Annotated in this window: 22 protein-coding genes; 10 read left to right on the top strand and 12 right to left on the bottom strand. The window is 70.8% G+C overall.

Annotation, left to right across the window (positions count from 1 at the left end):
- The first annotated feature begins 29 nt into the window (after positions 1 to 29).
- Positions 30 to 677, top strand: a complete 648-nt coding sequence (locus IG86_RS0135575) for a DUF4232 domain-containing protein (protein WP_030832569.1) — start codon at positions 30 to 32, stop codon at positions 675 to 677.
- A gap of 92 nt (positions 678 to 769) precedes the next feature.
- Here IG86_RS0135575 and IG86_RS0135570 read toward each other — a convergent pair whose 3' ends face one another.
- Positions 770 to 1,435 carry a hypothetical protein gene (locus IG86_RS0135570; protein WP_030832567.1) on the bottom strand — a complete coding sequence of 222 codons (666 nt, stop codon included), beginning with the start codon at positions 1,433 to 1,435 and terminating at the stop codon, positions 770 to 772.
- A 171-nt stretch (positions 1,436 to 1,606) separates the two neighbouring features.
- On the opposite strand from IG86_RS0135570, the gene IG86_RS43355 reads away from it, so the two are divergent.
- The 3 genes from IG86_RS43355 to IG86_RS0135555 all read left to right on the top strand — a co-directional run bounded on the left by IG86_RS43355 (position 1,607) and on the right by IG86_RS0135555 (position 4,754).
- A complete protein-coding gene (locus IG86_RS43355; protein WP_157854974.1) occupies positions 1,607 to 2,200 on the top strand; it encodes a hypothetical protein in 594 nt (197 codons plus the stop codon).
- Between the two features lie 649 nt (positions 2,201 to 2,849).
- The gene (locus IG86_RS0135560) at positions 2,850 to 4,103 is read left to right on the top strand and encodes a protein-glutamine gamma-glutamyltransferase (RefSeq protein WP_030832563.1); all 1,254 of its coding nucleotides are present in this window, start codon (positions 2,850 to 2,852) and stop codon (positions 4,101 to 4,103) included.
- Between the two features lie 234 nt (positions 4,104 to 4,337).
- On the top strand, positions 4,338 to 4,754 hold the full coding sequence (locus IG86_RS0135555) for an LppU/SCO3897 family protein (RefSeq protein WP_030832560.1): 417 nt from the start codon (positions 4,338 to 4,340) through the stop codon (positions 4,752 to 4,754).
- Between the two features lie 138 nt (positions 4,755 to 4,892).
- Here IG86_RS0135555 and IG86_RS0135550 read toward each other — a convergent pair whose 3' ends face one another.
- Together IG86_RS0135550 and IG86_RS40680 are read right to left on the bottom strand one after the other, a co-directional pair.
- Positions 4,893 to 6,167, bottom strand: coding sequence for a DUF1266 domain-containing protein (locus tag IG86_RS0135550; protein WP_030902404.1), 1,275 nt, complete (start codon positions 6,165 to 6,167; stop codon positions 4,893 to 4,895).
- Between the two features lie 151 nt (positions 6,168 to 6,318).
- Complete coding sequence (locus tag IG86_RS40680) at positions 6,319 to 8,427, bottom strand: pentapeptide repeat-containing protein (RefSeq protein ID WP_244306243.1); 2,109 nt, start codon at positions 8,425 to 8,427, stop codon at positions 6,319 to 6,321.
- Positions 8,428 to 9,356: 929 nt separating this feature from the next.
- Between IG86_RS40680 and IG86_RS0135540 the strand changes: the two genes are divergently transcribed.
- Together IG86_RS0135540 and IG86_RS0135535 are read left to right on the top strand one after the other, a co-directional pair.
- Positions 9,357 to 9,929 (top strand): snapalysin family zinc-dependent metalloprotease, encoded by a 573-nt coding sequence (locus IG86_RS0135540; RefSeq protein ID WP_030902398.1) that lies wholly within the window; start codon positions 9,357 to 9,359, stop codon positions 9,927 to 9,929.
- Positions 9,930 to 10,187: 258 nt separating this feature from the next.
- Positions 10,188 to 10,820, top strand: a complete 633-nt coding sequence (locus IG86_RS0135535) for a hypothetical protein (protein WP_234349264.1) — start codon at positions 10,188 to 10,190, stop codon at positions 10,818 to 10,820.
- A 79-nt stretch (positions 10,821 to 10,899) separates the two neighbouring features.
- Here the strand turns inward: IG86_RS0135535 and IG86_RS39440 are convergent, their stop codons facing one another.
- The 3 genes from IG86_RS39440 to IG86_RS41855 all read right to left on the bottom strand — a co-directional run bounded on the left by IG86_RS39440 (position 10,900) and on the right by IG86_RS41855 (position 12,011).
- The gene (locus IG86_RS39440; RefSeq protein ID WP_051785593.1) at positions 10,900 to 11,283 is read right to left on the bottom strand and encodes an SDR family oxidoreductase; all 384 of its coding nucleotides are present in this window, start codon (positions 11,281 to 11,283) and stop codon (positions 10,900 to 10,902) included.
- Complete coding sequence (locus IG86_RS45220) at positions 11,280 to 11,504, bottom strand: SDR family oxidoreductase (protein ID WP_267890257.1); 225 nt, start codon at positions 11,502 to 11,504, stop codon at positions 11,280 to 11,282. Before IG86_RS45220 ends, IG86_RS39440 begins: the two co-directional genes overlap by 4 nt.
- 333 nt (positions 11,505 to 11,837) lie before the next feature.
- Entirely contained in the window at positions 11,838 to 12,011 is a 174-nt protein-coding gene (locus IG86_RS41855; RefSeq protein ID WP_078906146.1) for a CsbD family protein, read from the bottom strand.
- A 287-nt stretch (positions 12,012 to 12,298) separates the two neighbouring features.
- Between IG86_RS41855 and IG86_RS0135520 the strand changes: the two genes are divergently transcribed.
- The gene (locus tag IG86_RS0135520; RefSeq protein WP_030832548.1) at positions 12,299 to 12,460 is read left to right on the top strand and encodes a hypothetical protein; all 162 of its coding nucleotides are present in this window, start codon (positions 12,299 to 12,301) and stop codon (positions 12,458 to 12,460) included.
- Between the two features lie 269 nt (positions 12,461 to 12,729).
- On the opposite strand, the gene IG86_RS0135515 is transcribed toward IG86_RS0135520, so the two are convergent.
- A complete protein-coding gene (locus IG86_RS0135515; protein WP_030832546.1) occupies positions 12,730 to 12,918 on the bottom strand; it encodes a hypothetical protein in 189 nt (62 codons plus the stop codon).
- A 616-nt stretch (positions 12,919 to 13,534) separates the two neighbouring features.
- Between IG86_RS0135515 and IG86_RS0135505 the strand changes: the two genes are divergently transcribed.
- Complete coding sequence (locus IG86_RS0135505) at positions 13,535 to 13,801, top strand: hypothetical protein (RefSeq protein WP_157854973.1); 267 nt, start codon at positions 13,535 to 13,537, stop codon at positions 13,799 to 13,801.
- A 95-nt stretch (positions 13,802 to 13,896) separates the two neighbouring features.
- Here the strand turns inward: IG86_RS0135505 and IG86_RS0135500 are convergent, their stop codons facing one another.
- A complete protein-coding gene (locus IG86_RS0135500; protein ID WP_030902389.1) occupies positions 13,897 to 14,751 on the bottom strand; it encodes a class I SAM-dependent methyltransferase in 855 nt (284 codons plus the stop codon).
- Positions 14,752 to 15,225: 474 nt separating this feature from the next.
- Here IG86_RS0135500 and IG86_RS40675 point away from each other — a divergent pair, with 474 nt between their 5' ends.
- Together IG86_RS40675 and IG86_RS0135485 are read left to right on the top strand one after the other, a co-directional pair.
- The gene (locus IG86_RS40675) at positions 15,226 to 16,794 is read left to right on the top strand and encodes a helix-turn-helix domain-containing protein (protein ID WP_167751187.1); all 1,569 of its coding nucleotides are present in this window, start codon (positions 15,226 to 15,228) and stop codon (positions 16,792 to 16,794) included.
- The gene (locus IG86_RS0135485) at positions 16,794 to 17,390 is read left to right on the top strand and encodes a hypothetical protein (RefSeq protein ID WP_030832537.1); all 597 of its coding nucleotides are present in this window, start codon (positions 16,794 to 16,796) and stop codon (positions 17,388 to 17,390) included. Before IG86_RS40675 ends, IG86_RS0135485 begins: the two co-directional genes overlap by 1 nt.
- Before the next feature lie 48 nt (positions 17,391 to 17,438).
- Here IG86_RS0135485 and IG86_RS0135480 read toward each other — a convergent pair whose 3' ends face one another.
- The 4 genes from IG86_RS0135480 to IG86_RS44865 form a co-directional block, all read right to left on the bottom strand.
- Positions 17,439 to 17,666 (bottom strand): hypothetical protein, encoded by a 228-nt coding sequence (locus tag IG86_RS0135480; protein ID WP_030902383.1) that lies wholly within the window; start codon positions 17,664 to 17,666, stop codon positions 17,439 to 17,441.
- Positions 17,667 to 17,689: 23 nt separating this feature from the next.
- Positions 17,690 to 17,767, bottom strand: coding sequence for a DUF6233 domain-containing protein (locus IG86_RS44870; protein WP_244306245.1), 78 nt, complete (start codon positions 17,765 to 17,767; stop codon positions 17,690 to 17,692).
- A 107-nt stretch (positions 17,768 to 17,874) separates the two neighbouring features.
- Positions 17,875 to 18,339 (bottom strand): PH domain-containing protein, encoded by a 465-nt coding sequence (locus IG86_RS0135475; RefSeq protein WP_030902380.1) that lies wholly within the window; start codon positions 18,337 to 18,339, stop codon positions 17,875 to 17,877.
- A gap of 16 nt (positions 18,340 to 18,355) precedes the next feature.
- The gene (locus IG86_RS44865; RefSeq protein WP_051785591.1) at positions 18,356 to 18,706 is read right to left on the bottom strand and encodes a DUF6233 domain-containing protein; all 351 of its coding nucleotides are present in this window, start codon (positions 18,704 to 18,706) and stop codon (positions 18,356 to 18,358) included.
- Between the last annotated feature and the right edge of the window lie 861 nt (positions 18,707 to 19,567).

Below are 19,567 nucleotides of genomic sequence, written 5' to 3'. Positions count from 1 at the left end.
ACCAACGACCGTACAAGGGGATTCATTTCATGTCTGGCAACCGTCGCAAGGCCTTTCTCGCCACCACGGTCCTCGTGGGCGGAGCAATGCTGCTCACGGCCTGCCAGGACACGGACGCGGGCGCGGATGCCGGCGCCCCCCAGACTTCCCCCTCCGCCACCGCGGCGGCCGGGTCGGCCACGCCGTCCGGCTCACCCGCAGCCACTGCCGGGGCCTCCGGGGGCACGGGCAAGGACAACAAGAACGGCGGCGGCACCGGCGGCGGGCAGAAGCCCGTCGGGCAGGTCTGCGGCGCCAACGACATCTCCTGGAGCACCAAGTCCGAGACCCAGGCCGGCGGATACATTCTGGTCGTCGCCAAGGCGAAGCCGGGCATCAGCTGCACCCTGCCCGCCGTGCATCCGACCGTGGCGTTCGGATCCGACGGCACGGAAGCCGGCCCCGCCGAGCAGTCCACCGGCAAGCAGATCACGCTGTCCGGGGAGACCACGGCCTACGCCGGGGTGAACCCGAAGACCACCAGCGCGAACGGTGGCAAGGAACTGGACAGCATCATCGTCGCCATCGGTCACGACGACCCCGAACCGGTCTCCCTGCCCGTCGCCACCATCACCGTCGACAAGCCGGTCGTCACCAACTGGCACACCTCCCCGAAGGACGCCGTCCCCTCCCGGTGAGCACCGGCGTCCTCGGGGGCGACGCCTTTGCGCTCGGACCGCCGCGGGAACGTCTCGACACCCTTGGAGGGTGCCGCCCCCGGCCGGGCGTCTCACCGCCCGGCCGGACCCCGCGGCCCCCGGCGCCGCTGCCCGTACGCCTCCCTGATTGCGCCGGCCAGCCCCAGGAGCACCGCCGCCCCGACCGCCACCTCGGCCGCGGTGCGCAGGCCCCGGCCGTGGACGTCCCCGGCAGCCCTCGGCGAGACCTTGCCCTGCGGGTCGTGCACCACCGCCAGCGACTCGCCCTCCTTCGCGAGCCGCCAGGAGGCGTCCAGGTGTTCCGGGCCGCCCGCGGGGCAGCCCAGGCGGTGGTCGTAGGAGGTCCGGGTCGTGGAGGTCCAGTGGCCCTGGGCGTCCATGGAGGATTCCGTCTCGGTGTGCTCGGTGACCTTCAGCACGAGGCAGCTGATCTCGACGCCCCGGTCCTCCAGCACGCCGTGCCCCACGGACGCGAGTGCCAGGACGGCGCCGAGACCGGCGGGCAGGGCGGACAGCGCGATGAGCGAGGCCCCTCGCCGCGCGGCGAGAGCGGCGTGCACGCCGAGCAGGACCAGGGGGAGCAGCAGCCCACCGAGGAAGAACCCCCAGTCGCCCAACGACCCGTACGCCGACTCCCGCGCCACCGCGAACGCCAGGGCCGCGGCCAGCGGCGGCGCGGCCAGCGCCACCGCGGTCCGCCGGAGCCCGCGCGCCCATCCTCCGTACCGGCCGGCCATGCCCGCCCCCGTGGCTCGTACGTGTGCGCTCCAGGTAACGCTCCAGGTAACCGCGACGGCACGGGGCACGTAAAGGGCGCGGCTGCCCGGCCGGTGGCAGATCGGGGCTGCCGGGCGCCGGGCGGGATGTGTGAAACTCCCTCTGATTGATCACTCGGGGGGAGTTTCGCGTTGAACGCGCTGTTGAAGAGGGTGTGGATCGGGCTGGCCGCGACCTTGATCGTGAGCCTGGCCGCCGTGGTCGCGCCGGACCACGTCCAGATCAACGACGACGGGCGCATCCACCTGGGCGCGCCCGCGCCCACGCCGACGCCGCCCCCGTCCACGGCGGCGCCCGCACCGGAGTCCACGTCACCGCCCCTCACCCGGGACGCCGTTGACGAGGTGATCCGGACCGCGGTCGCCGCGGCGGGCATCGACCCGGCGCAGGGCCGCCCGACCGTCGCGGCCGGCGCCGACTCGAAGAGGACGGGCTGGACGGCCGTCCGCGACAAGAGTGCCGCGCAGTCGGAGATGAACGCGCTCTGCGCGGACCTGGAGCGTCAGGGCTGGACGCTGAACCCGAACCCGAAGGGCGACCGCCCCGACGCCTCCCGCAGCTACAAGCGCGGGGGCTGGTACCTGCTGGTGAGCACCCGCGGCAATTCCCAGGCACCGTCGGCCGCTTCCGCGTTGACCGACGCGCAGACCTACCTGACCCTGACCGGGCTCCAGCTGAACCTTTCCGACATCCCCCTCCCCGAGATCACCGTCCGCATCGGCTGACGCCTCGCCGAGAACTCGGCACGCAAGAGGGGCTTTACCGGCCGTTCTGCGCAGGACGGCGGCTCATGACGGAGCTGGGCCGGCAGTGAGCCGACCGAGGTTGGAAAGGGAGAGTGGCGAAGACCTTGCGGTCCTCACGGCAGGCAGAGCCGTGTCGGGCCGGGACTCCGCACGCGCCGGCCGGAGCTCCCGCGCCCGTACCGCCGCCGGCGCCGGACATTCCGCGGCGCGGCTGACAGCGCCGCCACGCACCATTGCGCGGGGCTTTCGAGGCGGCCGGCTCCGGTCGCGCCACGGATCGCGCGGCTGGGGCCGGGAGAACGCCGCCGCCGCGCCTACCGGCGCAGGGCGCGCCCGGTCCGCATGACCGAATACCACCCCATTGGCCTGCTGGCCGAATGTGGAGCCGCAGTGTTGTCGGGGATTCGGCACCGGGACATGATCACTTCTCGCACGACCCGACCATCCATTCGGGAACCGGCGCAGAGAAGTGAAATCCCGGCCGGTGCCGGTCTCTTGCCGTTCCCGGGCGCATCGAGGCAAAAGCGGGAGCCGGGAGCAGGCCGGCTCCGGCAGCTCTTTCATGCCGCCGCGCGGACGCTTCGCGTTCTCTCATGCCGCTTTTCAATGAAGGGAATTCCAGGCTTTCATGTACAAACGTTCAGGGTTCCTCGCCCTCACCACAGCCGGCATCGTGCTGTGCACCGCCGGTCTCACGCCGTCCGTCAGTCAGGCAGCCGGCGGTACCGGCGACGGGAAGGGTTCCTATGCCGACAGCAACGGCCTGACAGCGGATGACATCAGGCTCATCAACGCGCTGAACGAAGAGGCCCTGGACCTGGGCCGGCCGGGCAAGACCCCCGGCGGGGACCTGCCGAGCGCCACCGAGTCGCTCAGGGCCCCCGCCGCGGCCGACGACAGGGTGACGCCGCCCGCCGAGCCACTGGACCGCCTGCCCGACGCGTACCGGGCCCATGGAGACAGGGCCACTACCGGCATCAGCAACTACATACGCAAGTGGCAGCAGGTCTACAGCCACCGCGACGGACGAGCGCAGCAGATGACCGAACAGCAGCGGGAGCAGCTGTCCTACGGATGCGTCGGCGTCACCTGGGTCAATTCAGGCCCCTACCCGACGAACAAACTGGCCTTCGCGTCCTTCGACGAGGAGAAGCACCGGAACGCTCTGGAGAACACCAGCCCCCGGCCGGGCGAGACGCGGGCCGAATTCGAGGGGCGCATCGCCAAGCAGAGCTTTGACGAGGCAAAGGGCTTCAACCGGGCCCGGGACGTGGCATCCGTCATGAACAAGGCCCTGGACAACGCCCACGACGAGACCACCTACCTGAGCAACCTCAAGGCGGAGCTCGCGAGGAACGACGACGCTCTCGCCGCCGAGGACAGCCGTTCCAACTTCTACTCGGCCCTGAGGAACACCCCGTCCTTCAAGGACAGGAACGGGGGCAACCACGACCCGTCCAGGATGAAGGCGGTCATCTACTCGAAGCACTTCTGGAGCGGGCAGGACCCCCGGAGCTCCTCCGACAAGCGGAAGTACGGCGACCCGGACGCCTTCCGCCCCAACCGGAACACGGGCCTCGTCGACATGTCGAAGGACCGGAACACCTCACGCAGCCCCGCCAGGCCCGGCGAAAGCTATGTCAACTTCGACTACGGCTGGTTCGGGGACCAAAAAGAAACAAACGCTGACAACACCATATGGACCCACGCCAACCACTACCACTCGCCGGAAGGCGGCATGGGGCCCATGCAGGTGTACGAGAGCAAGTTCCGCAGCTGGTCCTCCGGATACAGCGACTTCGACCGCGGAACCTACGTCATCACCTTCATACCCAAGAACTGGAACACCGCGCCCGCCAAGGTGAAGCAGGGCTGGCCGTAAGGTGCGGGGGCGGCGGCGGACGTCGTGCGCCCGGCAGGAGTCCTCGACGCCGGCCCCGGCCCCGGGCCCCGGGGCGCGCCCGTGGGCCGGGTTCCGGCGGCGCGGCCCTGACGGGTCGGCAGGATCACGACTCCGCATCTGATTGGAAAGCGGAAGGGAAGAGTCCCTTTTGTGGTTCCAGGAGCCGGTAACGTACGCGCGTTCGATCACGTACACGTCCCCAAGGAACCCTCCATGGCCACGCCTCCCGCGCCGCAGACCCCCGAGCAGCCCGCCGCTCCCGGCCCGTTCGACGCCTCCGTCGCGCCGTCCGAGCCCGCGAAGAAGAAGGGCGGCCTGGGGAGGAAGATCCTCGGCATCGTCCTGGCGATCGCGGTCGTGCTCTTCTGGCGCCTGGGCCTTCCCTACCTGACGGGCGAGGCCCCGGTGCACGCGGAGGCCGGCGACTGCGTCGTCGTCACCGGCCCGGAGAACGACCCCGAGGTCGAGAGCAAGGGCTGCACCGAGAAGGTGCCCAACCTCTTCAAGGTCGTCAAGGTCGTCGACAACACCTTCGACCTCGACAAGTGCGAGGGCGTGGCCGACGTCGCTCTCGCGCAGCAGCTCGAGACGGACAAGTTCGTCCTCTGCATGGAGCCCGTCAAGAACTGACGCCCCACACACGGCCGCAGGGGCCGGACCCACCGGGTCCGGCCCCTGCGCCGTCCCCGCGGTGACCGCGGTGTCACGAGGTGCCCGCCGACGCCGACGCCGACGCCGGCACCGAACCGTGGCGCTGGAGCAGGATCCTCAGGTCCAGGGGAGCGTGCGCCACGGGCTGGCCGGGTCCGCGGTCAGGGCACGGTGGGTCGCGAGGACCGTCTCGTACCACTCGCCGAACTCCTCCTCGTCGAAGTGGAGACAGCGGCCCAGGACGTAGGCGGCCGAGAAGTCCTCCCACGAGCGGTAGTTGACCTGGACGAGACGGCCGGCCCGCACCACGGCCGCCTCCGCCTCCTGCAGCGAGCACAGGCGGGCGGCGAGTCCCCAGCGGGCCATGCCGGAGGCCCGGCCGTAGTCCCAGGCCTCGACGCTCCGGACGAAACCCCCCTCGGGCAGCAGGCCGTCGGCGCGGAACCGCGCCTCGTAGCGGGCGATGCGGCCGATCAGCCGCTGCAGACCGGTCACCTGGCCCTCCAGCTCCGCGGCGGTGACGGCGCGGCCCGCGGTGACGCCGTCCGCGGTCAGGCGGGGTTCGGCGGCGGCCTCGGAACGCCGGCGCACCACCTTCTCCGCCGCCTGGCGCCAGTGGTCGACGTCGACGGGGCCCGCGAAGTCCAGGGCCATGGAGCGGCGAAGCTGCAGGACGAACTCCCAGACCCCGCTGACCATTGCGGCGCGCAGCAGCCGTTCCTGCGTGTCCTGCCAGTCCTCCCGGGTGGTGACGCCCCACCAGCGCTCCAGCGTGCGCTTCTCGTCGCGGTAGCCGCAGCCGTGGTAGGCCATCGAGTTCCAGTAGCGCCCGTTGTGCACGTTGATGTGCGCGCCGACCGCGAGACCGAAGGCGACCTGGCCGGTGCGGGGGCCGCCCACCTCCAGGGTGTGGATCACGTCCGGGGCCAGCCCCGGCCGTTCGACCGGGGCGGAGTGACGCTGCCACAGGGCACGCCCCTCCGGCCCGGCCGGCAGGACGCCCTCGCAGGGGCTGCCGGGGTTGACGACGAGATACGGCGGGTCGTCCTGGTTCCACACCTCCGCGAACCAGCCCAGGTCGTAGCAGTTGTAGACCGGGTCGGCCACGGGCGGCGGCAGCATGCCACCGGTGTAGACGGCCAGGCACATGCTCTGCGTCTGCGGGTTCCAGTAGGGGTGGAAGCGGGTGTTGCCCGCGTTCGCGTCGACGTACGCCCGCGACTGCATCATGTACAGGTCGGCCCGGGCGACGAGGTCGTAGTACGCGGGCCAGTCGCCGCGCACCTTCGCCTCGTACAGCCCCCGCTCGACCGCGCTCGGCGCCTGCCAGCCCCGCGCCGACACCGTCGGACCGGGCAGGGCTCCTTCCTCGTGACCTGCTGTCAAACTCATGATCAAACCCTAAAGGCCGGCCACCTGCCGCCGACCCGCCGGTCCCGCCGAGCGCGGGTCGACCGGGGCGGGGCCGTCAAGGATTCGCCGGGCTGCTGGAGCGGGTGGCCACGGCGCGGGCGGTTGCGCCAATCCCTCCGCCGGCGCTGGGCTACCGCTTCACTCGTCCGCGAACGGCAAGCACCGCAAGGCCCAGCAGCGCGGCTTCGGTCAGGCGGGATGCCATCTCGACGTAGGTGCCGGTCGTGGTGAGGTTTTGGCCGGACGAGCGGAAGACGACCGAGTTCACGACGATCCGCACGGACTTCTCCCAGCGCTGGGAGGTCAGCCGGGAGCTCAGCGGACCGGACGGGTTCACGGCGGTGGGGTTCGCCGTGGGCAGTGAGATGTCCTGCCCGGTCAGGTGGCCGGTCCTCATGGCCCGTGGAGCGTCCTCCGGGATGCCCCACAGCATCATGATCAGGACAGTGACGGCCATGGCCCCAAAGAGCCAGGCCAAGGCCCTGCTGGCGCGCAAACCGTAGCCGGAAACGGCCCAGTACAGGGTGAGCAGCGCGCGCTCGGAGCGGGGCCGGTCGCCGTCGTGGCGGCGCATCTCCATCTCGCCGTAGTAGAAGTCTGCCGCGTCCGGCTCGTTCTTGGCGTCCTCGAGAGATTTCCGCAGATGGCGGTACACGGGGGCGAGGGAGGAAGGCTGTTGGGGGGACGTCCCGGAAGGCGCGGGCGTCCAGCCGGTTGAGCCCGTGGCGGCACGCCAGTGGTGCTCCTCGGCGAGGGTGCGCCGCTGTGTCCAGCGGGCGGGAAAGGCGCCGCGCCGGTGCAGGCCGGTGGGGGCGGCCTCGAAGGCGCAGCGGCCTTCGAGGCGGAGCTGGTCGAGGTGGAAGGTGCCGGTGAGCCGGCAGCCGGACAGGTCGACGTCGGTCAGCGACAGGTGCGCCGCGTTCACACCGCTCAACGAGGTGATCCGGGCTCTCGGGTCGAGGCCCGTCAGCGCGGACTCGTCGACCGGATGGCGGTCGGAGGTGAAGGCGGCCGGGCGCGTGGCCACGCTCAGCGGGTACTCGAAGACGGCGTCCGTGAGGTCAGCTGTCGCGTAGCGCAGAAGCAGGGTGGCCGTGGAGTCCCAGCGGGTCCTGACACACGACAAGAGGGCCGTTGCCGCCTCGATGGTCACCGGACTGCGGAAACGCGCACCGGAGAGATCCAGCTCCCCCTGGCAGGCCAACGGGCCCAGCCGGGACACGGTCTCGAAGGTCGTTCCGCTGAAGGAGGCGCTGGTGGAGAAGGTCGCCGCGCCGAAGACGGCACCGCCGGAGAAGGCAGCCCGGCGGAAGGTCGCCACACCGCAGAACACCGCCCCGCTGAAGTCGGCGCTGTCCGAGAACTTCGCCCGGACGAAGCGGGCACCGCCGGAGAACGCCGTCCTGTGGAAGGCGGCCTCGCCGGAGAACGCCGTGGCGTCGAAGCGGGCGCTCCCGGCCAGTGTCGCCGCGCTGAACCGGGCGCCGCCGGAGAAGGTCACCGCGTCGAACCACGCGTCGCCGGAGAAGGCTGCCCTGCGGAAGTCGGCGCTGCGGGAGAACGTCGCCGCGCCGAAACGGGCGTCGCCATCGAACCGAGTTCCGCCGAACCTCGCGTCACCGGAGAAGACAGCCCCGCGCAAGTTCGCCGCCGCGGAGAACTCCGCCCCGTCGAAGAGGGCGCTGCCGGAGAACGCCGTCCTGCCGAACCCCGCGCTCCCTGAAAAGACCGCACCGCGGAAGTCGGCTTCGGTGAACGCGGCATGGTCGAAGTGAACGTCATGGGAGAACGCCGCCGCCCCGAACCAGGCGTCACCGGAGAAGACCGCCCCGACGAACGCAGCGTCGGTGAACATCGCCTTGTCGAAGCGGGCGTCATGGGCGAACATCGCCCCACCGAAGTCCGCAGCACGGGAGAACACCGCCTTGCTGAACCCGGCGCTCCCCGCGAACACCGCCCTCCTGAAGTCGGCGCTCCCCGCGAACTTCGCCCCGCGGAAGACGGCATCGCCGGAGAACGTGGCGGCTTCGAAGCGCGCGTGGCTGACCATCGGCCGCCCGCTGTTCGGGTCCCGGAGCGCGTGGAGCAGTCGATGCAGCAGATCACCGGTGAAGGTGGTGCCGGAGTGATTGATCTCGGTGTCGGGGGCCAGGCCGGCCAGGTACGTCGCGCGGAAGGCTTCCGGCAGGTGGGCCAGGCAGGCGTCGTACGGGTCGACGACGAGGCCACGACAGCCCACGGGATCCTCCGGGCTCGCTCCGACGGCGCAGTGGGGCCAGGGTGGCGGCTTCAGGTTCGGCGAGGTCGTCGTCACCAGGAGAAGAGATCAAGCGGGAGTACTGATTGCAAGGAACGTGGCTGACGCCTGACTCCTGACTCCTGTCTCCGGCGTCTGCGGCACCGCGCCGCCCCCCTGTGAGTTGTCCTGAGCCTCACTCGGTTGCTGGTCGACGCGCGGTGTCCTGGCAGGTGTCGGGCGTTTCGGGGAGCGGGCGGGAGACTTCCGGGCACGGATGTGGAGGCGGTGGCGGTGGCGTCGTAGGAGCACGTGCCGTCGGAGCCCACCGCGGCCCGGGGACGCGTACTGGCCAAGACCCGCAGGACTGGAGACGAGCCCCTCGCCGCGGCGATCGGAGCGCAGTGGGCGGAAGGCCGGCTGACGAAGGCCCCGGACACGGTACTGGGTTTGACCACTCCGCCGAACGGATCCGAGGCGGATCACCTTCCGACTCCGGAACCGGACACGGGCAGGCGGACCGTGCAGGCGCGCCGCGAGCGGGTGAAGGACCCGCGCGGAGTTGGCCGAGACCCAGGCGGAGGCGGAGCGCCCGGAGCGGCACAGGCTGTCGCGCAGGAGCTGGGCGGACCACTCTGCCACCGCCGTGGCGCAGTCCGAGGTAGGCGTCGGCACCGGCTCCTGCCTGCTGCCGGCCGCGGCCGCGCGAGCCCCGGGACGGCGCCGCCCGCTGACCGGCCATCGGCTGGAGTGCGGGCTGGAATTGGCTGGCAGGTGCATGACGGGACAGTGGGGTGCGGGACTACCTTCTTAGGGCTCCGGAGGGGCGGCTGTCCGAACTCGCGGGCCACAGGCGGGCGGTGGCGGCGCCTCCAGTGCCCCGGCTCCGCTGAGGGGCCGGGTCCCCCCCCCACGCGTGAAGGAAGACGACCATGTCTCTGGGCACCTGGCTGAAAGTCGGCACCTCCGCCGCCGCGCTGGTCCTCACGGCGGCAACCGCCGCGACCGCGGCACCCGCACCCACACCGGACGCCACCGCAGCGGTGGTGACACTCCGTTACGACGACAGCCGGGCCGGTGGCTGGGAAGCCGCCATCGCGGCCGGGGTCGCTTCCTGGAACGCGAACGTCACCAACGTACGGCTGGTGGAGGCCGCCCCCGGGGCCCGGGCCGAGATCGTCATCGTGGCCACCACCGGCTGGCCGCAAGCCACCCTCGGCCCGGTCCGTCCGGGACGACAGGTCCGAGTCGAACTCGGCGCGCAGGCCGTGAGCCAGGGGTACGACAAGACGCGCATCGCCGCGCACGAGCTGGGCCACAGCCTGGGCCTCCCGGACACCAAGCCGGGGCCGTGCTCCCAGCTGATGTCCGGATCCAGCGCCGGCACGGCCTGCACCAACGCCGTGCCCAACGCGACGGAGCGGTCCCGCGTGCAGAACGCGTACGCGAACGGGCTCGCGGCAATCGTGCCGACCGACGGCCGGGTACTCATCGACGCCCCCTGACCGGCAGGTCGGCGGGCCGGCGGATGGGCCGGCGCGGCGCCCCCGGCCGGGACGCAACTCCCGGAGGGCGGCCGTGCCGGTCCACTGCCGGGCCTTCATAGGGAACCCGGTGAACTTCGTGGGTCACCTCCACGCAGTCAGGACACGGCGTTTCCCTGCTGGTGCCGCGCGCCCAGCGGAGCACCTGAGGGGGGCAAGCCTGTCGGAGCCGTATGGCAGGCTGCGCCGACGCACCGGACCCTCGACCCGGACGAGGCAATGACCGCGCTGGAGCGCGTCGTCCCCGGGCTGGCGCCATTGCGCCGGCAGAAGCGGGCCGTTTTCGACTGGCGGGCCGTCGAGGAGGAAGCCGGAAGGGCCCTGCCGTCCGATTTCAAGTCGCTCGCCGAGTGGTATCCGGCTTTCGGCCTGGACGACTTCCTGGTCATCATGCTCCCTTGGCCCGGGGAGGAAGCCGTGACGGCCGAGGCCCGGGGGAGGCGATCGGAGAGGTGGGACTGCGACTACCCCGCCGATCTGCGTCCTGCAGAGCTCGTTTCGACGCCCCTGATCCCCTGGGGGGACTCGGCGGAGGGCGACCAGTTCTTCTGGAGCGTGCTCGGGGACGACCCCGAGCACTGGCTGGTCACCATCTGCTCCCGCAACGGCCCCTGGTGGCACTACGAGGGCGGAATGGTCCAGTTCCTGGCGGAGTTCTGCGCCGGAGCCCTGGAGCCGTGGGCGCTCCCCCCGGTCAAGCCCGAGATCACAGGCTGGGCCGTCGAGGGCGGCGGCTGGCGGCACGGCCTGAGCAACCCGCCTGATGCCGCCGAGTCCCCCCGGCCGGCGCTCGCCGGGGCCAAAGCGGCCGGCACGAACGACGTGGAACCGATCAACCCCAGCAGTCCGTAGCGGGGACGCCGGATGCCGCGCTTGCACAGCGCCCTGCCGTGCTCCTCGAACGGACACCCGTGCCCGGGCGGGCCGCCGTTCAGGGGACGGTGTATCCGCCGTCGACGGGGAGCGCGATGCCGGTGACGAAGCCGGCCCTGCCGGAGGAGAGCCAGACCACGGCGTCGGCGATCTCCTCGGCACGGGCGATCCGACCCAGCGGGTGGGCGGCATCGAGTGATGTGCGCTGGTCCGGGTCCAGGGCGGCGATCATGGGGGTGTCGACCAGGCCAGGGCACACGGCGTGGACGCGTATGCCCTGGGGTGCCACCTCGACCGCCGTGCTCCTGGTCATGCCGATCTCGGCTGCCTTGGTGGCCTCGTACCCGGAGAAGCCGGGAACCCCGATCAGCCCGGCACCGGAGGACATGTTCACGATCGACCCGGATCCCTGCACGCTCATGTGCCGGAGCTCGTGTTTCATCGACAGCAACCCCCCCCGCGTACGTTGAGGGCGATCATCCGGTCGAGCATGTCGGTGGAGTAGTCGCGGGTGAGCTGGTACTTCCCGTCGTATCCGGCGTTGTTCACCGCGATGTCGAGACGGCCGATGTCGGCGACGGCGGCGTCGACGGCCTTTTCCACCTGCGCCGCGTCGGTGATGTCGGCCACCACGTAGCGGGCCGCACTTCCGGAGGCCTGGATGGCGTGCGGGCTGACCGTGTCACGGCGTTGCCCGCCCCGCGGCCTGGGCGTCGGTGGCGGCGCGTTCTTCGCCGACGTCCGCGGCCCCAGCGGCCATCCGGTACCCGCGAACGGCGCCGGCTGACCTCTGCGGGGGAGGGGCCGGGGCCCCGGGACCGCACAGGCGGCCCGGGCCCCGGCCGGATCAGCTGCGGGCGCCGCCCCGCCGCCGCAGACGTTCGCTGCCTGCAGGAGTGCTGTTCAACCGCAGGTGCGGGCCACCGGAACGTGGCTGGGCCCCGACCCGGGGGAGAGGGTCGGGGCCCAGCACAAGGGGGCAGTGCGTCCGAACACCTAGTGGCGGAAGGTGTCCTTGATGTCTTCCTTGGCATGGCGGGCGTTGCCCTTGGCCTGGTCCGCGTGGCCTTCGGCGGTCATCCGCTCGTTGCCGGCCATGCGGCCCATGGCCTCCTTGGCCTTGCCCTTGGCCTGCTCGGCGTGTGCCTTGGTCTTCTCCGTGCCCGACATCGGGACCTCCTCGTTGCTGTACCGGGTTGGTCGTGACCACTCGCCTGCTCACGATCCGCGCCGGCAAACCTGGTCGTTCTGGCGGGCGGGCGGGCGGATCGGGATGCGGGGCCGCCGCGCTGCGTGGCCCGCGCATCGGTGCTCCCGCGCCGGTGCGGGGCGTTGGCCGGAGGGAAGGGGCGGTAGGGGCTGTTCCTGCTGCCCGCCTGCGTGGATAAGAAACCCGTAAAACCCGTCTGCATGGTCGGGAGTCGGTCGGGCACGCGGTGGGTCGGAGGTTGATAACCATGGTTCCCCTGCTTCTTGTTCTTCTGCTCGTTCTGATCCTGTTCGGTGCCGGTTTCGCGGTGAAGATCCTCTGGTGGGTCGCGATCGCGGTGCTGATCCTGTGGCTGATCGGCTTTGTCGCCCGCCCGAAGGGCAGCAGCGGCCGCTGGTACCGCTGGTAGCTGTAGCGCGGCATCGCGCACCAGGCAACGGCGCGGGGCGCCCACCACGTGGTGGGCGCCCCGCGCCGTTCTGCCATCCGGCCGTATCCCGCCGCCGCAGTCCACAGGGACCCCGCCGCACCCCCACCGGGATGCGGCGCACTGGTGGGAACGAATCAGGGAAGGCGCCTGTTGGGGGTGTGCGCCGGCCAAGCCGGGCCGGTCGTCGTGACGCAGCAGGGGACCTGCTCGCCTCCAACGAACGGCGGCCGCCCGTACGGTGCGGTCTGTCAGCGGGCGTGGTGGTGGATTCCCCGCGGGCGGGGGATGTCGTCCAGCCGCGAGGCGGCGCGGCGGCGGGCGGCCCGGTTGCGCCGGCCGGGCACGGGGTTGCGGCGTGCGGGGGCGGTGGGGGCCAGGGCCAGCAGGCCGACCAGGGCGGCGACCGCGACGAGGATGAGGGCGGTGACGAGGGTCATGTTCCTGCCTTCCGTCGGGTTCGGACTGTCTGTAGCTACTTATTGTTACCGGAATGTGCGGCCGTAAACACGGTGGGTGACATTCGTTGAGGCGTCGGGGCCGGCCTGCGGCATGCGGAAGGTGACCTGAAACGTTTCGTCCAGCACTCCGTGCGACCGGCACCACAGGTTCGTCGCTCCATCGGGGACTTGGGCCCGGCAGATAGGCGAAGGCGTCCTTGCAGGGCACCGTATGCATCCTGGGACACCGCCAGGAGCACCCCTCCGACGGTCCAGACGATGGACAGGGCCAAAGTACTCACGTGCCCCCGGCCAGACGGACTCGCGCGAGGTCCGCGCACACAGGCTGCGGGAGGCCGAGGGCCGGCACCTCCTGGAAGGAGGCGTCGGGTACTGCCTTGCTGGGCCGCCTCGTGGCCGGGACCCTCCCGGCCCCGGCCCGCTCCACCACACCCGCTGCTCGGTCCCCGGTCAGCCGGCCCCGGCCGAAGCAGCCGTCCCCGCCCACCAGCAGCAGGCCTCGCCTGCCAAGGGCGCGGAATACGGCCGGTGAGCAGGCCGTACGATTCGCGGGGCCGAGGTGGCGAGGGAGTTCGGTCACGGGAGGGGGACGGGCATGAGGTTTTTCTCTGTGGAGGCCCGGGAGTACGCCGCCCTCACCGTGCTCGGGAGCGACGACTTCGACGCTCTGGAAGTGGTGGAGATGACCGCTGCCGGGCGTGGCGCCCTCTTGCTGGAGTTCCGGATGGACGAGGAGACGGCCACGCTGGTCCACCTCGGCGCGGAGGTGGGTGTTCCGCTGCTCAGGGCCTCCCTGGAAATCTTCCGCACGGACTTCTTGGAGCCGAGGCGCGCGGCGGGGCTGCCGCTGCCGCCCTGGTAGCCGAGCCGGCCCGCGCCTGGCGTTCCGGTTGCCCGGTACGGCGGGCTGCCGCAAGGCCGGGTCCTTTCGACCGGGCCGGCCGCTGGGGCCGTATGTCAGCGCGCGGTGACCGAATACGCGGCGAGTGCGCGGTTGCCGCGCGGCTTGGCAAGGGCCCGGAGCACGTCCGCCTGACTCAGGACGAGCTGTCGCACCGGCTCGGGCAGCGCGGCCAGACGCCCGTCGCTTCCCAACAGGTCGAGGCAAGCTGCGATTTCCCAGTCGCCGTCCTGCAGATCTCCGGTATCGACCGGCTCGCTGCCGTCGGCCGTCCAGCCGGCCTCGGGCAGGAGCCGCAGCAGGCCCTCACGGGAGAAAGGTGTGCGGACGTTGCCCTCGCCATGCGATCCCGCGGCCTCGGTCTGCCCCTGGATCAGCACGGCGAGCAGGTGCGCCAACTGGTCGTCAGAGGAAGGCGTGAGGTCCCACTCGGTGAACCAAAGTCGCCGCGCCCACGGCCGTACCCGGGCCAGCGTGTCTCGCAGTTGTCCGAGCGAGGCGAAGTACCAGGAGCAATGTGCGAGCACCACATGGTCGAAGGTGCTTTCGGGGAAGTCGACCGATGGGTCGAGGACGTCGGTGCCGAAGCGGAAGTCGATGCGTGGCCCGAGTGGGCCCGCCGCGAGCCGGGCTGCCGACTCTCCGAGCGTGACCGGCGCCCCGTAGGAGGGTGCGGCCACGTCAACGGCCACCACACGCCCGTTGGGCCCAACCACCTCTGCAAGGACGGCGGTCATGTCGCCCTGGCCGCAGCCCAGCTCGAGGACGGCTGAGCCGGGTTCGATGTGCCAGCTCGCCACGAGCGCGGCACGGTGGCGAGTCTGGGACAGCTGGCTGTCCGGGCTGTGATCGGCGGCGGCCATGCCGGCCGCGAGCGAGGGGGCCTTGGCGAGGAGATCGGAGTGATTCACAAAGTCCTTGGTGATGTTCGACGGGTCGGTGCGAGCCGAGGGTATGAGACGCCCGGGTAGTGGCGCCTTTCGATTTCCTGGAGCGTCCGTGTACGTGGGCGAGCGCGATGGCCACAGCGGCGAGTGCTTCCCGCAGGTGTTCCAGCCGCTCGACCTCACCGACGGGCTGAGCTCGCGGTGAGAGGTCGCCGCCAAGGACGGCCTTAGTACCGGTGGGGGACCACGCGCGCGCTGCTCCGATGGCGCCGTGCGGGGTGTGGCCACGATCGCCGCGGCGGTGCGGCGATCGTGGCCGCCGGAAGCGGCACCACCCGCTGAGCGGCTCGCGCGGGCGGGTCAGCGGGTGGACGGGCGCGCCCCGCGGGGCTCCGGTTTTGTTGATCAAGGGCGGCATGACGGATATGAACTCCACCCCGCGACGCATTTTGGGCATCCCTGATGCCTAATTCGCATCGCTGGGGCTAGAGTTGCATCATGGTGATGGGTACCGAAGAACTGCTCAGGCTCACGGTCGCTGCGTTGATGGCGCGTACGGGTGAGCGTCAGAACGTCGTCGCCGAGGCCCTCGGCCTGTCGCAAGCGCAGGTCTCCCGTAAGCAGGCAGGGCGGCAGCACTGGTCGTTGGAGGACGTCGACGGCCTGGCCGCCCACTACGGCCTGCACGTCCTGGACCTGCTGGCCGGCCCCACGCACGCGGTCGGCGTCCTGCACGGATCGATTCCGCCCCTGCGCCCCGTCGACGTCGCCGCCCCGCCCGTACAGCTCCCCCGCGGCCGCGCTCAGCAGCTCCCCGTCCAACGGCCCGCCACGCCCGCGCTGTCGATGGTCCTGCCCTGCGTGCTGTGCGGGCAGCCGACCAGCGACGAAATCGAAGGGTTCCCGCAGCACCTGAGCGCCGAGGAGTGCGCGGCCGCCATCGCCACCGCCCCGGTCCCCGCACCGCAGCAGCCTGCCGCCGAACCCCCGGCACCGGCACCGGAGCCGAAGCCCCAGGTCGAGGCTGAGCCGACGCCCGCGGTCGAGCCGGACGCCCCGGACGCCCCGGCCGAGCCGGCGGCCCCGGCCGCCGGGCCACGGGCGCCCCGTACATACGCGTCGGGGTCGCTGGTCGACCAGATCACGGGCCGGGTGCACGAGGCGCTGGAGGAGTGCTCCGGTGACCTGGAAGCTGCTCAAGCCGCGCTCCTCAAGGGCGCCATCCCCGACGTCATGAAGTTCTTCAAGGCCTCGCGCGTGGGTGGCCGGTACGAGCACTCCGAGTTCCCGCCGACCGCCGAGGTCCTGCGCAAGCGCTCCCAGAAGGGCGCGGACGAGATCTGGGAGGGCCGGCCGAAGTGGCGCAACCCCCACGTCTTCAAGGCGGCCAAGCAGGGCGAGCAGTTCGAGGTGACGGCCCTGGACATGAACGCGGCCTACCTCAGCGCGTTCAAGGCGTGGTTGCCGATCGGACAGCTCCGCGAGGACACCAGCGGCGTCCACGACCGCAAGAAGTCCGGCGTTCACCTCATCACGCCGGCCGAGTGGGAGCACACCGACCTGCCCAACCCGCTGGGCAACCGGATGGAGCCGGGCGAGTTGTGGGTGAGCGAATCCACCCTCCGACTGCTCCTCGACTGCGCCCGCGACAACCTCGCCGACGCTCCAACAATTCACCGCTCACTCGTTTCCGGCGGCACCGAAGTCCTTTTGGAAAAACTCCGCCGCGCCCTGGCCGAGGTCCGGAAAGACGCCCTTGCCGAGGGTGACGAACTGACCGTGAACTACGTGAAATCCATGTATTCTAAGCTGGTCTCCACCCTCGGCGAATCCACTGCAAACCGTGATATGCGACGCCCCGACTGGATGCACATTATGAGGGCAAAAGCATTTGCGAATCTGTGGATGAAAGCCAACAAGATCCACAAAGCGGGACTTCAGGTTGTGGAGATTTCAGGAACGGATGAACTTCACGTGATCGGTGACTGGCGGACAGTTTTCACCGAGGGCCGAGACATGAATCAGGTGAAGGAAAAGAGCATTTACACGCTGGGGGGTAAGAGCTGATGTCGGGATCCGACGACCTGTGGGCCCGGTGGGGCGACTGGGGCAAATACGACGCCCGCGGGGTGAAGGGCGGGGAAGCGCTGATCCTGGAACTCAACCGGATCGTGCACTCCTCCGGCATCACCTCGACCGTCACCACCCGCCGCGGCCTCGCCGCCCGCCTGCGCTACCTCGACAGCCCCGCCGGCCGGGAAGCCCTGGCGCAGCAGGGCATCACGCCCCGGACGTTGCGCTCCTGGATGAAGGGCAAGGCCGCGCCCTCCCCGGCGAACCGCGAGCGGGTTGACCGCGCGTACTGGGAGCGGCGGCGGGAGAACCTGATCCGGTCCGGGTGGCTCGCCCGGCACCTGGACAACGGCGGCCGCGGCCGCCGCATGGAGATCTACCCCGTGGACCAAAGCCACGTAGACGGCAAATTCCGGCGCCCCCTGAGCGACCGCTCTATCACCGTCCGCTATATCTGGGGCGATCTGGTCAAGGCCTGGGCCGACCGCGACGAATCCCTGATTGACGAAATCTGGGACGACGTCATTTCCGACCTCGACTCGGAATACGCGGCCTACGCATACGTCTCCTCCATCGGAATCGGAGCCTGACCCGTGCGGGCCGCCGCCCTCGCCGGGTAGCGGCCCGCACTGCTGCACTCAGGCCCCATCGAGGTCCGGGGACCATACGGCCGGTCCGCCGCCGCGCCACTCGATGAGCAGCGCGTCGTCCAGGCGGACGTCATCAGGGTCCAGGCCGGCCCGGCGCAGGAACTCCAGCAGGTCACCGGGGCCGAGGGCGCGGCCGAGGATCTCGCCGTCGACACGGATACGGCGTCCGCCCTCGGCGTCCGGCGGGTAGACGATGACGCGCAGGTCAGGGCTCATCCCTCCACCGTGCCGGTACCTGCTCACTCCAGCACTCCGAGAGCCGTGTCCGGGCGGCAGTGGATACAGGCGGGCACGCCCTGGGCGAGGAGCTGTCGCACCTGCTCGGCGGCGGCCGGGACGCACCGCCTGACGCACCTTGACTCACGGCATCACGCCGCCCTCGACCGACGACATCCCAAACGGTCAAGGCGGGATTACACGCCCTTTAAGGCGTCTTGGTGAAGGCCCCCGGGGCAGCGCCGCCCCGTAGGGCACCCGGCCGGACCGCAGCGTGGATGGCCGCGATCACCAGGCGTTGATCGTTCTGCCGCATCATGGTCAGCGGGACCTTGAACTCCGGTTCGCCGGCCTGACGGCAGCGGATCACATACCCCAGGCGCCCCGCCTCCTCCACCTCGACGCTGTCGAGGTCGGCCAGCGGTAGCCGCTGTGGCCTGAGGCCCCGGCGCACGGTGATGTGTCCGTCCGCTACCGAGACGGCGAGGAGCCAGTGCAGGGCGAAGGAGAAGACAGCGAATGCGGCCCCGAGGGCAAGCCAGACCGGCCTCGGCAGCACCTGGCCGTCGCTGGTGAGACCTTGCGTGAGCGCCACGAGAACTGCGGGGGCAGCAGACACCAGGAGGCGGCGCGGGTCGGGGCGGACGAGCACGGACTCGCTGTGTGCAGGCATGGAAGGACTCTTCCCTCTAGGTGGTGGGGGGCGAGACCCACTCGGGGCCGACCGGGCCCGATCCTTCGCACACGCACGGAGCCTGGTCAAGTTCCCGCCGGCCGCTTTCTGCTGTTTGGGTGCCTGGGGTTGGATGCCGCTTGCCGGTGTCCCAGCAGTCGCCGGTGTGGAGGCGGGCCGGGAGCCGGCCCGCGCCTATGCCGCGCTCCACCAGCCACGCGGGAGGCTCGGGCGCCGGCTGCTGGCGGACCGCGGCGGCCTCGCGCTCCTCGGCCGCGGTCAGGGCGCGCTCCGCGCGGCCCAGCTCGCCGCGCAGGTAGGTGACCAGGGTTTGCAGCCGGGGCAGATCCGGCGGCAGCACGGACATCCGGTCAGCCTCCGTTCTGCGCCCGCCGAGCGGCCCTGCACGTCTCGCACAAGGGGTTGGCTGGAGCCCCGTACCGCGCGCACGGACGCCCGCATTTGGCACAGGGGCCGGTCTGACTCGGCGCCCAGGTGACGGGCTGCGGTCGGCCGGCGGGGGGAGTGGGGGAGGTCATGATGCGCTCCTGGTGACGGAGAGGACCCGCAGACTCATATGTTCGATTTCTAGACCTAGGTAGATCCGCTGAGCCGCGCGGACCGGTCACCCGGACATACCTCCGCATACCTGTGCCATCTGGGGCGGGATCGTGTGCCACTCATGTGCCTCCGCCTGCGAGCGCCCGTAAGGGGTGGAGAGGGGCCACACGGGCTCTGACCAGGAAGGCACCAACATGAAGCGCATCAGCCGCTGGTACACCTCGCTCACCGCGGACGGCCGCCCGCTGCGTTCGCCAGCGCCGAGCAGCCGGGCACGGTCATCCCCGTCCGGCGGCCCGACGGCCGCGTGGAGCGATTCCGGCTGACCGACACCCCGCTGTACGGCCCCCACCGCGGCACCCTCGTGGCGGACCGGGTCGACTATCTGTAGGCCGATCTGAGCCCCCGGCGAATGCCGGGGGCTCTTTTTGTGTTTTTGGTATGGGTGGCTGGGTGGTGGTGGGGTGGTTTTCGGGTTTCTACACAGGTGGGGTTTTGATGCGTCATTTTGGGTGTGTGGGTGGGGTGTTGGGGGTTGTGTTTTTGGTGTGGGGTCAGGGGGTGTGTCTGTTTTGGTATTTGGTGGGTTTTCAGATTGGGGAATGCATTCGAAATGGGGTGTGGGGTTGCTGCTGGCGTGGGTTAGTGGTTTAGACCTGTGGTGGGG

The organism is Streptomyces virginiae (assembly GCF_000720455.1).
Classification (GTDB): Bacteria; Actinomycetota; Actinomycetes; order Streptomycetales; family Streptomycetaceae; genus Streptomyces; species Streptomyces virginiae.
Note: the sequence above shows the minus strand (reverse complement) of the source record. Positions and strands in the feature narration are given on the sequence as shown.

Coding starts and splice junctions, on each gene's coding strand:
- IG86_RS0135575 (WP_030832569.1), top strand. CDS start 30: ATGTCTGGCAACCGTCGCAAGGCCTTTCTCGCCACCACGGTCCTCGTG.
- IG86_RS0135570 (WP_030832567.1), bottom strand. CDS start 1,435: ATGGCCGGCCGGTACGGAGGATGGGCGCGCGGGCTCCGGCGGACCGCG.
- IG86_RS0135560 (WP_030832563.1), top strand. CDS start 2,850: ATGTACAAACGTTCAGGGTTCCTCGCCCTCACCACAGCCGGCATCGTG.
- IG86_RS0135555 (WP_030832560.1), top strand. CDS start 4,338: ATGGCCACGCCTCCCGCGCCGCAGACCCCCGAGCAGCCCGCCGCTCCC.
- IG86_RS0135550 (WP_030902404.1), bottom strand. CDS start 6,167: ATGAGTTTGACAGCAGGTCACGAGGAAGGAGCCCTGCCCGGTCCGACG.
- IG86_RS0135540 (WP_030902398.1), top strand. CDS start 9,357: ATGTCTCTGGGCACCTGGCTGAAAGTCGGCACCTCCGCCGCCGCGCTG.
- IG86_RS0135535 (WP_234349264.1), top strand. CDS start 10,188: ATGACCGCGCTGGAGCGCGTCGTCCCCGGGCTGGCGCCATTGCGCCGG.
- IG86_RS39440 (WP_051785593.1), bottom strand. CDS start 11,283: ATGAAACACGAGCTCCGGCACATGAGCGTGCAGGGATCCGGGTCGATC.
- IG86_RS41855 (WP_078906146.1), bottom strand. CDS start 12,011: ATGTCGGGCACGGAGAAGACCAAGGCACACGCCGAGCAGGCCAAGGGC.
- IG86_RS0135520 (WP_030832548.1), top strand. CDS start 12,299: ATGGTTCCCCTGCTTCTTGTTCTTCTGCTCGTTCTGATCCTGTTCGGT.
- IG86_RS0135515 (WP_030832546.1), bottom strand. CDS start 12,918: ATGACCCTCGTCACCGCCCTCATCCTCGTCGCGGTCGCCGCCCTGGTC.
- IG86_RS0135505 (WP_157854973.1), top strand. CDS start 13,535: ATGAGGTTTTTCTCTGTGGAGGCCCGGGAGTACGCCGCCCTCACCGTG.
- IG86_RS40675 (WP_167751187.1), top strand. CDS start 15,226: ATGGTGATGGGTACCGAAGAACTGCTCAGGCTCACGGTCGCTGCGTTG.
- IG86_RS0135485 (WP_030832537.1), top strand. CDS start 16,794: ATGTCGGGATCCGACGACCTGTGGGCCCGGTGGGGCGACTGGGGCAAA.
- IG86_RS0135480 (WP_030902383.1), bottom strand. CDS start 17,666: ATGAGCCCTGACCTGCGCGTCATCGTCTACCCGCCGGACGCCGAGGGC.
- IG86_RS0135475 (WP_030902380.1), bottom strand. CDS start 18,339: ATGCCTGCACACAGCGAGTCCGTGCTCGTCCGCCCCGACCCGCGCCGC.
- IG86_RS44865 (WP_051785591.1), bottom strand. CDS start 18,706: ATGTCCGTGCTGCCGCCGGATCTGCCCCGGCTGCAAACCCTGGTCACC.